This is a genomic window from Mesorhizobium sp. P5_C1 (genome assembly GCF_054049815.1).
The window spans coordinates 1-11,776 of record NZ_JBFULQ010000149.1 but is presented as its reverse complement, the minus strand read 5'-3'; the positions used below and the strand labels follow the sequence as shown (position 1 = coordinate 11,776).

The 11,776-nt window shown below is 63.6% G+C and carries 10 protein-coding genes and 2 pseudogenes; 3 read left to right on the top strand and 9 right to left on the bottom strand.

What is annotated here, in order from left to right; all coding sequences use genetic code 11:
• Nucleotides 1-236: pseudogene (locus tag ACXJ7R_RS14370) on the top strand (hypothetical protein); the annotation flags it as partial.
• 154 nt (nucleotides 237-390) lie between these two features.
• Here ACXJ7R_RS14370 and ACXJ7R_RS14365 read toward each other — a convergent pair.
• The 9 genes from ACXJ7R_RS14365 to ACXJ7R_RS14325 form a co-directional block, all read right to left on the bottom strand.
• Complete coding sequence (locus ACXJ7R_RS14365; protein WP_457152413.1) at nucleotides 391-1,374, bottom strand: beta-ketoacyl-ACP synthase III; 984 nt, start codon at nucleotides 1,372-1,374, stop codon at nucleotides 391-393.
• Complete coding sequence (locus ACXJ7R_RS14360; protein WP_457152412.1) at nucleotides 1,371-2,636, bottom strand: adenosylmethionine--8-amino-7-oxononanoate transaminase; 1,266 nt, start codon at nucleotides 2,634-2,636, stop codon at nucleotides 1,371-1,373. The genes ACXJ7R_RS14365 and ACXJ7R_RS14360 overlap by 4 nt, the downstream gene beginning before the upstream one ends.
• Nucleotides 2,636-3,271, bottom strand: coding sequence for a dethiobiotin synthase (gene bioD, locus ACXJ7R_RS14355; RefSeq protein ID WP_457152411.1), 636 nt, complete (start codon nucleotides 3,269-3,271; stop codon nucleotides 2,636-2,638). The genes ACXJ7R_RS14360 and bioD overlap by 1 nt, the downstream gene beginning before the upstream one ends.
• Nucleotides 3,268-4,407, bottom strand: coding sequence for an 8-amino-7-oxononanoate synthase (locus tag ACXJ7R_RS14350; protein ID WP_457152410.1), 1,140 nt, complete (start codon nucleotides 4,405-4,407; stop codon nucleotides 3,268-3,270). The genes bioD and ACXJ7R_RS14350 overlap by 4 nt, the downstream gene beginning before the upstream one ends.
• Nucleotides 4,404-5,378: a biotin synthase BioB gene (gene bioB, locus ACXJ7R_RS14345; RefSeq protein WP_457152409.1), complete on the bottom strand. Its 975-nt coding sequence runs from the start codon at nucleotides 5,376-5,378 to the stop codon at nucleotides 4,404-4,406. Before bioB ends, ACXJ7R_RS14350 begins: the two co-directional genes overlap by 4 nt.
• A 123-nt stretch (nucleotides 5,379-5,501) precedes the next feature.
• Nucleotides 5,502-6,356 (bottom strand): carboxylating nicotinate-nucleotide diphosphorylase, encoded by an 855-nt coding sequence (nadC, locus tag ACXJ7R_RS14340; RefSeq protein WP_457152415.1) that lies wholly within the window; start codon nucleotides 6,354-6,356, stop codon nucleotides 5,502-5,504.
• Nucleotides 6,356-7,897, bottom strand: a complete 1,542-nt coding sequence (locus ACXJ7R_RS14335; protein WP_457152408.1) for an L-aspartate oxidase — start codon at nucleotides 7,895-7,897, stop codon at nucleotides 6,356-6,358. The genes nadC and ACXJ7R_RS14335 overlap by 1 nt, the downstream gene beginning before the upstream one ends.
• Nucleotides 7,894-8,856 carry a quinolinate synthase NadA gene (gene nadA / locus ACXJ7R_RS14330; protein WP_457152407.1) on the bottom strand — a complete coding sequence of 321 codons (963 nt, stop codon included), beginning with the start codon at nucleotides 8,854-8,856 and terminating at the stop codon, nucleotides 7,894-7,896. Before nadA ends, ACXJ7R_RS14335 begins: the two co-directional genes overlap by 4 nt.
• 68 nt (nucleotides 8,857-8,924) lie before the next feature.
• Nucleotides 8,925-9,872, bottom strand: coding sequence for an NUDIX hydrolase (locus ACXJ7R_RS14325; protein WP_457152406.1), 948 nt, complete (start codon nucleotides 9,870-9,872; stop codon nucleotides 8,925-8,927).
• A 494-nt stretch (nucleotides 9,873-10,366) separates the two neighbouring features.
• Between ACXJ7R_RS14325 and ACXJ7R_RS14320 the strand changes: the two are divergent.
• Together ACXJ7R_RS14320 and ACXJ7R_RS14315 are read left to right on the top strand one after the other, a co-directional pair.
• Nucleotides 10,367-10,501 (top strand): annotated as a pseudogene (locus tag ACXJ7R_RS14320) (short-chain dehydrogenase/reductase); the annotation flags it as partial.
• A gap of 128 nt (nucleotides 10,502-10,629) precedes the next feature.
• Complete coding sequence (locus ACXJ7R_RS14315) at nucleotides 10,630-11,667, top strand: alpha/beta fold hydrolase (protein ID WP_457152414.1); 1,038 nt, start codon at nucleotides 10,630-10,632, stop codon at nucleotides 11,665-11,667.
• Nucleotides 11,668-11,776: the final 109 nt, after the last annotated feature.

Here is an 11,776-nt window from a genome sequence, read left to right as displayed (position 1 = left end):
ACGCAGACATGGTGCAGAACCGCGCGTCGTTCGTCGTGTGTCAGTTCAGCGGCGAGACCTTCAATACGGCGTCGCTGGTCATCCCGAACTGGGGGAACATCCTCTGGCACCTGCCCAGCCTGGTTGCGGTAGGCATCATCTTTTTGGCGACGATGGCAGGTGTCCTGTTTCCGATTCGCACCTTGCGGCAACGGGTTGGGAAAACCGAGCGGCACCCCATTCCCGGGGACGTCTGAACACCGAAACCTGAAGAGTGGATAACACGGCAGCCAGTCGAGCGCTCGCTGCCGGCCAACGCGAGGTGTTGTCAGCTTCGCACTCGCCACGACCCAAATGCCTTTGTCCTATCCACCAATCAAGATCAGTCGGTTCGCGCTGTCGGTGGCTCAGCTAAATCCCGACGACCAGTGCACCGCCGCTGAGACCCGCACCCGCTGCCGCAAGGAGAATTTTCTCGCCCGGCCGGAACGGCTCGGTCAGATGAGCGAGCGACAGTGAGAGCGGGATCGTCGCAGCGGAAGAGTTGCCGTAGTCGGCGATTGTCTTGACGATTGCGTGATCTGCAATGCCGAGGCTCCTCCCGACCGCATCGAAAATGCGGGCATTGGCCTGGTGCGGCACGAACCGATCGATGTCCTGCGGCTGCGTTCGGGCTGCGGCGAGCGCGTCCTTTGAACATGCAGTCATCATGTCCACGGCCCTGGCGAACACTTCGCGGCCGTCGGTCATCGTCATTCGGGTTTGCCCGAGATCCAGGCCACTTTGGAACGGGATGTTGCTTCCGCCCGCCGGGATCTGGATCAGCCCGTAGCGCGAGCCGTCCGAATCCACCGAGGCACCGAGAATGCCCCGGTCGGGATCCTCGCACGGACCAATCACCACGGCGCCGGCGGCATCGGCGAAAAGGACCGAGCTTGCGCGCTCGGCCGGATTGATGCGACGGCTGAGGATGTTGGCGGCGATGACCAAAGCTGATTTACCATGCAGGCGGGTGAAGCCGTCCGCGAACATCAGCGCATAGATGAAGCCGGCGCAGGCGCCGGTCAGATCGATCGCACCTGCTCGTCCAAGTCCCAGCTTGTGCGCGACGAGGGGTGCGCTGGGCGGCAGAAGGTGGTCGGGCGTCGAGGTGGCAAGCAACAGGAGACCGATGTCGCTGCGATCAATAGCGGCGTTCGCCAGCGCCATTTCGCCTGCACGCACAGCAAGGCCGGACAGCGTGTCTTCATCYGTCGCCCAGAAGCGCGAATGAATTCCGGTGCGCCGCTCGATCCAGCCTGGCTCGAGCCCGAGACGATCTTCGATCTCCTGATTCTCGACCTTGCGCGCCGGCGCATGATGGCCGAACCCGAGAATGCGCGACGATCGGCTCATGGCCCCGAACCGAAGCGTTCGCTGGCCTCCTCGATGGCGTCATAGAGACCGTCCAGTTCCTCGCTGGTGATGCAATAGGGCGGCAGAAGATAGAGGACATTGCCAAGCGGACGCACGAGCAGGCCGCGCTCGAGGAAGAAAGCCCGCAGTTTTGGCCCGATCTCGGCCAGATAGCCGGCGGAGCCGGTGCGCAGATCGAGAGCCGTGATCGTCCCGGTCGCCCGGCTGTCGGTGAAGCGAGGGTTATCGCGAAAGCGTTGAAGCCCGGCGGCCTGCTTTGCACTCAGGGCCGCGACCCGCTCGGCTACCGGCTCGTCGCGCCAGATCTCGACATTGGCGAGTGCGGCCGCGCAGGCAATCGGATTGGCGGTGTAGGAACTCGAGTGGAAGAAGGTCTTCTTGCGGTCGTCGGAAAAATGGGCCCGGAAGATGGCGTCGGTGGCAAGCGTCGCCGCCAGCGGGATGGCGCCTCCGGTCAAGCCCTTCGAGGTGCACAGGATGTCCGGAGAGATGGATGCCTGCTCGCAGGCGAACATGGTTCCGGTGCGGCCCCAGCCGGTCATCACCTCGTCGGCGATCAGCAGCGTGCCCGAAGCTTCGGCGATCTTCTTCAGTTCGGTCAGAACCGAGGCCGGATACATCAGCATACCGCCGGCGCCAAGCACCAGCGGCTCGACGATCAGCGCGGCGGCGTGCCGGTCGCGGCTGACGGCCTCGAACCGATCAAGCGTCTCCTGCTCTCGCCCGGCGGCCGGGAAGGGGATGGTATCGACCTCGAACAGCAACGGCTCGTAGGCAGCGTTGAACACACCGCGGGCGCCGACGCTCATCGTGCCGATGGTGTCGCCATGATAGCTGTGCTCCATGACGACGATGCGCGTGCGCGGTGCGCCGATGTTGCGGAAATAGCCGAGCGCCATCTTCAGCGCGACCTCGACGGAGGTCGAGCCGCTGTCGGAGTAGAACACCCAGTCGAGGCCGGCCGGAGCGASGCCGACAAGCGCCCTGGCCAGGCGTTCGGCCGGCTCGTGGGTGAAGCCGGCGAAGATGATCTGGTCGAGGCTCGCCGCGGTCGTTTCGATGGCCTTCATGATATGGGGATGGCGGTGGCCGTGGGTGACGACCCACCAGGAGGAAATGGCATCCAGGATGCGCGTGCCGTCGGCCTTGTGGAGGTAGGCGCCGTCCGTCCGGACGATTTCAGGGATCGCCGGTTCGAGCGCGTGCTGTGTGAACGGATGCCAGACTTGAGATTGCGACATCACTCGCCTCCGGCGATCAGAGCAAGGTCGAAGCCGGCAACCATTGCATCTCTCAGCGTTTCACTCGTCAGTAGATCGATGTGCGGCAGTCTGCCAAGCTGGCGTACGCCGCTGAACTCCACGATTGTTCTTTGCGTATCGGCCACCTCATCACCGATGAAGGCAATGCCGATGAGCGGGATGGAACGGGCCCTGAGCGCCTCGATCGACAGCAGGGTGTGGTTGATCGTGCCGAGCGTGGTACGGGCGCACAGGATAACCGGCATCCGCCATTGCGCGAATATGTCAATGAACCTTGTCTGTCGGTTGAGTGGCACCATCAGCCCGCCAGCGCCTTCGATGACAAGCGGACCCGGCAAGGCTGGAAGCGAGAGCTTTGCCGCCTCGATCGCAACGCCGTCGATTTCCGCTGAACGATGCGGCGACAGCGGCGTTCTCAGACGGTAAACTTCCGGCAGGACGCGCCCGGCCGGCAAACCGGAAAGCCGGGCAACGACCTCACTGTCAGTCTCGTCGTCGAGTCCCGATTGCACCGGCTTCCAATAGAAGCCGTCGAGCTGGCCGGCGAGCCCGGCCGAAAACACCGTCTTACCGATGCCGGTATCCGTTCCGGTGATGACGATGCGCTTGGTCATGCCGAGGCCAACACCTCGACGAGCGCCTCGACCATGGCCGAAATGTCGGCTTCGTCAACGTTGAGCGTCAGCGAGATGCGCAGCCGCGACGTGCCCTCGGGAACCGTCGGCGGACGAATGCCGCGAATGTCGAAACCGCGCGCCTGCAGTGCTGTCGCCACCGCCATGGTGCGCCTGACGTCGCCGATGACAAAGGGCTGGATCTGCGAGCCGCTCGGTATCACGCCGCAGCGCTCGGCCAATTGGCGACCCGCGAAGGCAACACGCTCCTGCAACTGGAGACGGCGCATCGGCTCATCGGACAGCATGGCGAGCGCTTCGCGCGCCGCGACCGCCATCAGCGGCGACGGTGCGGTGGCGTAGATGAATGGCCGGCACCGGTTGACGAGATAGTCGCACAGCGTTCGTGGAGTGGTGACAAGCGCGCCCGACGCTCCGAGCGCCTTGCCGCAAGTGTGGAGTGCGATGATGTTGTCGCGGCCCTCGAAACCGGCGGCAAGGCCGCGGCCCTCCGGTCCCCAAACGCCGGTGGCATGCGCCTCGTCGACGACGATGAATGCCTCGTGCCGATCGGCAAGCGCGACCAGGGTCTCCATCGGCGCACGGTCGCCATCCATGCTGTAAAGGCTTTCGACCGCGATCCAGACGCGCCCGGTGCCGCCTTCGGCGCGCCAACGCGTGATCGCGTCCTCGACAGCATCGACGTCGTTGTGCGCGGCGAGCTTGAACTCAGCGCGGCCAGCGCGGGCACCCTCATTCATGCTGGCATGAGCGAGTTCGTCGAGGACCAAAAGGTCGCCCTTCTGCGGCAGCGCGGTCAGAAGAGCGAAATTGGCGATGTAGCCGCTACCGAAGAACAGCGCGCGTTCAGCTCCGAAAAACGCCGCCGCGTCCGCCTCCAGAGCCTCGTGTTCCGGCGCGTTGCCGCGCAGCAGCCGCGACCCGGTGGCGCCGACCGGCGTGCCCTGCGCGATCGCCGCCGCAACCGCGTCGCCTAGCCTTCTCGAAGCGGCAAGCCCGAGATAGTCGTTCGACGAGAAGTCGAGGCCGGCGCGTGGCGACAGCGTCCGCAGCCGGTCCTTGCGCGCCAGCCCCTGCAAGGTCGCGTCAAAGCGGGCAAGCGGTACCCCGCTCATTGCGTCTCGAGGTCCATCGGCTCGATGCCGAGACGCCGGAATAGAAGGCTGTCCTTGTCCTCACCGGGATTGTCCGCCGTCAGCAGCGTGTCGCCGACGAAGATCGAGTTGGCGCCGGCAAAGAAGCACAGCGCCTGCATCTCGTCGGTCATTGCGGTGCGGCCGGCTGAAAGCCGGACATGCGATTTCGGCATCATTATGCGCGCCAGTGCGATCACGCGCACGAATTCGATCGGCTCGATCGGCCTGGCGTCGGCAAGCGGGGTACCGGCGATCGGGATCAGCATGTTGATCGGAACGCTTTGCGGATGTTCCGGCAGATTGGCCAGCGTCACCAGCATGTCGATCCGGTCCACCGGCTCTTCGCCCATGCCGACAATGCCGCCGCAGCAGACCTTGATGCCGGATTGGCGAACCTGTTCGAGCGTATCGAGCCGGTCGGCAAAGCTGCGCGTGCTGATGATCTCGCTGTAGTAGCGCTCCGACGTATCGATGTTGTGGTTATAGTAGTCGAGACCAGCCTGTTTCAGACGAGTTGTCTGCTCGAGATCGAGCATGCCGAGTGTCATGCAGGTTTCCATGCCGAGCGCCTTGACCCCTTCGATCATAGCCACCACCGCATCCATGTCGCGCGCCTTGGGGTTTCGCCACGCGGCACCCATGCAATAGCGGGTGGCGCCGGCGTCGCGCGCCTTGGTTGCCTCGGCGATGACGCGCCTGACCTCCATCAGCTTCGACGCCTTCAGGCCGGTTTCGTGATGCGCCGACTGACTGCAATAGCCGCAATCCTCCGGGCATCCGCCTGTCTTGATGCTGAGAAGCCGGCTGAGCTGGACCTTGTTCGGATCGAAATTCTGACGGTGAACGGTCTGCGCCTGAAACAGCAGATCATTGAAAGGGGCATCATGCAGCGCCCGAGCCTCTTCAAGGGTCCACGTCCGGTCGTCGTCGAAGGATCGAGCCTCAGGCATGGTCTTTTCCGAAATCGCTGTATGCATTTCCATGCTGTTCCTTGCGTTGTGCGACACAGGCGCCTTTGAAATGGCGGACACGGTCGAAAGAAGCTGGGTAGGCTGGATGGTCAGCCCCGACGGTTAAGGCTCACGATAGTCGAGACCGATATCGAGGATCGGCGCGCTGTGAGTCAACCAGCCGATGGAAATCAAATCGATACCGGTTGCGGCAACGGCTGGCGCAATCGCGGCGGTGATCCTGCCCGACGCCTCGGTGGTGGCCCGGCCGGCAACCATGGCTACCGCCTGGCGAAGCTCGTCGACCGACATATTGTCGAGCAGTACGGCGTCGGGGGCTAGAGCAAGCACCTCTTCCAGTTGGGCCAGCGTATCGACCTCGACTTCGATCTTGACGAGATGGCCGGCGCTGCTTCGCGCCCGCTCGATTGCCGTACGAATTCCACCGGCCATGGCAATATGATTGTCCTTGATCAGGATCGCGTCGTCGAGGCCGAAGCGGTGATTGGAGCCGCCACCGGCGCGCACGGCATGTTTTTCGATAGCCCGCAAGCCGGGGGTCGTCTTGCGCGTGCAGACGATCTTTGCGCCGTGGCCGCGAACCGCGGCGACGACCGACGCCGTCGCCGTGGCGATGCCACTCAAATGGCACAGGAAATTGAGCGCCGTGCGCTCCGCCGTGAGAATGGCCCGGGCCGGACCGCTGACCGATGCAATGATCTCTCCTTGCGCGACGTCGCTGCCGTCTGAACGATGCAAGGTCATTTCGACATTCTGGTCGATAAGCCGGAAGGCGAGCATCGCCAGATCGAGCCCGGCGACAGTTCCAGCCTGGCGTGCCGAAAGGACGGTCGTTGCCCGAAGGTCCTTCGGTACGATGGCATCGGTGGTCACGTCGCCGGCCCTGCCGAGGTCTTCGAGCAGAGCTGCACGCACAAGGGGTTCGAGCATGATTGCGGGAAGTGGAGAGAGGTTCATCACGCGACGCTTTCCAGCATTGGGGAGGATTCGAATTCCCGCGCTGCGGCAATGGCCGCGTCGAGCGTAATCTGGGAGCGGCGGGCGACGGCGGCATCGTGGGGGAAGTCCGTCCGGAAATGAGCGCCGCGGCTTTCCCGGCGCAGCAAGGCGGCAACTGTGATCATCAGCCCGACGGCGGCGGGATCCGACGCCGTTTCGTGTCGCTGCGACAGCGCCAGCAGGGTCCGGGCAGCCTGCTTCAACCCCTTGCCGTCCCGCGTGACGCCGAGGGCATGTGACAGGAGGGGGCGCACAGGCCCTGGATCTGGCGCGGGCAGGTCAGAGGCCATCGCTGGCTTTCCGCGGTGCTCAGGCGAAGCGGCTACACTCTCGGCAGCCCAGCGCGCGCAAACGACGGCTTCGGTCAGCGAGTTGCTGGCAAGCCGGTTGGCGCCGTGCAGGCCGGTCGAGGCAACCTCTCCGCAAGCCCAAAGTCCGGGAACCGATGTGCGCCCGGCCAGATCCACGGCGACACCACCCATGTGATAGTGCTGCGCCGGCCGGATAGGGATGAGATCCCGCGCCGCATCGATACCGGCCTTGCCGCAGGCCGAAGCGATGGTTGGAAAATGCCGCGCGAATGTCGCGCCCGGCTTTTCGCGCGCATCGAGGAAGACGCGATGGCCGTCGGCAAGATGCCGCCAGACGGCTCGCGCGACGATGTCGCGCGGTGCGAGTTCCGCCCCGGGCACGCCATCGAGGAAACGTCGGCCTGTCTCGTCAACGATTGTCGCGCCTTCGCCGCGAACCGCCTCGCTGATCAGCGGCATCGGACGGCAGGGCCCGTCAAGCGCGGTCGGGTGGAACTGGATGAATTCGAGGTCGGCAAAAATTGCACCGGCGCGTGCGGCGAGTGCCAGGCCTTGTCCGCAACTGCCGAGCGGGTTTGTCGTGTCGTGGAACAGGCCGCCGATCCCGCCTGTGGCGAGAACGACCCGTCCTGTGGCGACGAACACCGGACCCGTAGAACAACCCGCCAGCACTCCGGTGACCCTGCCGTCCTCCACGATCAGCCGGCGCGCTTCGATGCCCTCGACGACCACAATCGACGGCGTGGACCGCACGGCGGCGACAAGGGCGCGCATAATCTCGCGACCGCTGCCGTCACCCCCGGCATGAACGATGCGCCGACGGCCATGCGCGGCCTCCAGCCCGAGACGTAGCGCGCCTTCGGGTGTCCGATCGAAGCGAACTCCAAGGCGCGACAGATCCTCGATCGCGGCCGGCGCCGCGTACACGATGCGCCTTGCTGCTTCCGAATCGCAAAGGCCGTCGCCTGCGGCGAGCGTGTCGGAAAGATGAAGCGCCGGTTCATCATCGTCGCCCAGGCTCGCGGCCAACCCGCCCTGGGCCCACGCACTCGACACATCCGCGCCAAGCGGCGATCTCGACAGCAGAAGCACCGGCTCCGGCGCCATGTGCAACGCGGTAATCAATCCGGCTATGCCGCCGCCGATGATGACCGGCTGGCCGGCGAGATTGCGGACGTCCATGCTCATACCGCCAGCATCCGCTCGACGGCCAGACGCGCGCGCGTGGCGATCTCGGGGGCGATGGTTACCACATGGCGGTTCTGCTCGAGCGCCGTACGGATGTTGGCGAGCGTTATCCGCTTCATGTGCGGGCAAAGATTGCAGGGCCGGATGAACTCGACCTCGGGATGGTCGACCGCGACATTGTCGCTCATCGAACATTCCGTCATCAGCACGACGCGGGGCGGTTTTTGCAGCCCGACATAGTCGGACATGGCAGCGGTCGAGCCGGAGAAATCTGCCTCTGCCACCACGTCGGGCGGACATTCGGGATGGGCAAGTACCGTCACACCGGGATGGTCCTCGCGCAGCTGCCGGATATCGGCTGGCGTGAAGCGCTCATGCACCTCGCAATGCCCTTTCCAGGCGATGATCTGCACGTCGGTCTGGGTGGCGATGTTCTGGGCCAGATACTCGTCCGGCAGCATGATCACCCGGGCAACGCCCAGCGACTCCACGACGGCCTTCGCATTGCCGGAGGTACAGCAGATATCGGACTCGGCTTTCACCTCGACCGAGGTGTTGACATAGGTGACGACCGGCACACCGGGATAGCGCTGCCGAAGCAGGCGGACATCCTCGGCGGTAATCGAGTCGGCCAGAGAACAGCCCGCCCGCAGGTCGGGAATGAGCACGGTCTTTTGCGGATTGAGCAGCTTCGCCGTCTCGGCCATGAAATGCACGCCTGCCAGCACGATGACATCGGCTTCGGCCGTCATCGCCTTGCGCGCAAGCGCCAGGCTGTCGCCGACGATGTCGGCCACACAGTGGAAGATCTCCGGCGTCTGGTAGTTGTGCGCCAGGACGACCGCATTTCGCTGCCGCTTCAGATCGAGAATGGCGTCGATATCATCCGCAAATGCCGGCCATTCGATGGGCGGAATGACTCGCCGTACCCGGTCGTAGAGTGCGGAGCTCAGCGTCATTCCTATCCCTCACATATGCTCGTTTTGAGTATATATAGGGTATATGCTTATATGGAGCATAAGCAATGTCAAGCACGCGAAAGTGGCAATTTCGTCCCTGCGACCGCCCGCTCGGCCAGAACGCCGTGCCGGAAGCGAAACAATTTGGCCGGTCGGCCGCCAGTGTCGGTTGTTGATGATCCGGTCTCTTCGACAAGTTCCTGCTGCTCTACCAGCCGCCTGAAATTCTGCTTGTGGACGAGCCGACCGGCGAGCGCCTCGACGCTGCGCTGGAGTTGCAGGAGCGTGAAGACCGACGGCATGAGTTCGAAGACGACGGGACGATATTTGATCTTGGCGCGCAACCTGGCGATGCCGGTGGCCAGGATACGGCGGTGATCGGCCGCCATTGCAAGGCCGAAGGCCGATAGAGTGCCGTTTTCGCCTTGGCGGCGATGCGCTTCCCCGACAAGGGCCGCTTCGTAGAGCAACTCGTAGCGTTGCAGCACCAGTTCCTCATTCCAGCCATTACCATCAAGACCGAAGGCGATCGCCGCTCGCTGCCAGCGGTCATCGTGCGTAGGGCGATCGTCGGCGCCATCCGCCCAGGCCTTCAGGTGCGGAACGATCACGTCCGGCAATGCAGAGGGAACACCTGCACGGTGATCTTCCCAGGGGAAATAGTCGTACCAGTTGCGCCAGGCGGCTTTGTCGGCGGGTGCCGCCTGCTCCTCCCGGGTCAGCGCCAGGTAGCTGATGGAAACCACGCGTTGCGCGCTCCCGTTTGCTGTCCTGTCGCGATCGGCGAAAGTGTAGAGCTGCTCGATATAGCCCAAGGGGTGGCGTGTCTGGTGTTCGACCCAATCCCTCAGACCCGACTGCAGCGAACGATGTCCAAGTTCGAATGGGCCGGAAGGCAGGGATTGACCTCGCTCGATGGTCATGACGCGCGGCTGGCCAATCGTCACCGCGACCAGCACCGCAATCAGTTCCGCCGCAATAGAATGGCGTTGGCCGCTTTCTGCGGACTGCCTCACAATATCTCCCGCCTCATTTTTGCGTAGTCCTCGATCATGGTGCGCTAGCAATTGTCTGCCCTACGGCCAAGGGTTTGATTCTGAGCGTGAACCGGGCCGTGGCGGCAGTCAACGTGTCAACCCAGGCACCAGGCGGGGTTGGATAGGCATCGGTCCAGGCACCCAGCGAAGGACGGTACACTGCCGCCGACTGGATATGGTTCACGAGCTACTGGCCAAGCATGCCAAACGCGAAATCCACACGTGACCCAGCCGCTCATCGAGCCACTTAGCGAGTCAGCCAGATTCGCACGAGAAACATCGGGATGGGTTTCGGCAAGCATCCACAAAAGTCTCGATGGAACGCGAGTCGTCAACTATGCGCAAAGCGCAAGCGCGCAGGCCGTCCAGAGGGTGATTGATCGCTTGAGGGACGCTGGCTTTTTGGATCGAAACAGGGGAATCGGTGAGGCACATCCATGCCTCTATGGGGTCGTATTCACGCTCGATAGGGCTTGGTCGAGTCCGAAAACCCTCCACCACCGCTCCTGCTCGGCAGCGATGCCCTTGGATTTGTGTCGGAGAGGGTCGAGCGTCTTAAGCATGAGGTCGAAGCATGGAAGTCCGTTAGCATCTCGACCGATGGTTGACAGCGTTGGCGAAGGCAGTCGCGAAGGTCATCGAGGAAGACAACCGCATCCTGGGGGCCTACAATTCCCGAGTGCCGATGGGGGCCCCGCAGTCCGTTCCGGAACCATCGAAGAGAAGGAACCAACAAATGAATCAGGTCACACCAAGCCGTCGTGATTTCTTTGCAGTCGCCACGACAGGCTTCGTCGCCGCTCAGCTCGGCACGCTCGGATCGGCGGCAGCGGCACAGCAGACGGAGTCGGGTTCCACAGTCAAGCCTGGAGCACATACTTCCTTCGCAGCGCTAAAGCAGATCGACGCCGGCGTGCTGAATGTTGGATACGCTCAAGATGGCCCTGAAAATGGCCCTGTTGTGATCTTGCTGCATGGCTGGCCCTACGACATTCACAGCTATGTCGACGTGGCTCCGATCCTGGCCAAGGCCGGCTATCGGGTGATCGTTCCCTATCTGCGCGGCTACGGTCCTACCCGCTTTCTGTCCGCCGAAACGCCGCGCAAAGGCCAGCCGGCGGCGCTCGCCGTCGACATCATCGCGCTGATGGACGCGCTGAAAATCGACAGGGCCGTCTTCGGCGCTTTTGACTGGGGCGCGCGGACCGCCAACATTATCGCCGCACTCTGGCCGGAGCGCTGCAAGGCGCAGGTGTCTGTGAGCGGCTATCTGATCGGCAGCCAGCAAGCCGGCAAGGTGCCACTGCCCCCGAAGGCCGAGTTGCAGTGGTGGTACCAGTACTATTTCGCGACCGAGCGAGGCGCGGCCGGCTACGCCAAATACACGCTCGACTTCGTGCGCCTGATCTGGGAACTTGCCTCGCCGCAATGGAAGTTCGACGACGCCACTTTCGCGCGGTCGGCAACAGCTTTCGACAATCCCGATCATGTCGCGATCACGATCCACAGTTACCGTTGGCGGCTTGGGCTGGCAGAGGGCGAAGCACAATACGATGACCTGGAGAAGCGCCTCGCCGCGGCTCCCGTGATCGGTGTCCCCACGATTACGCTCGAGGGTGACGCCAATGGGGCGCCTCATCCGGACCCAAGCGCGTACGCCAAGATGTTTTCGGGCAAATACGAGCACCGATTAATCAAGGGAGGCATCGGCCACAACCTGCCCCAGGAAGCACCGCAGGCTTTTGTCGACGCTGTTGTCGCTGTCGCCGCATAAGTGATTTGCACCCTGCGTGACGACGTCCGAGGCCGACTCAAACCTGGCACAATTGGCCCCCCAGCTCTCGTGGAACGCCGATATGCGCATGCGAGCGCCTGACACCAAT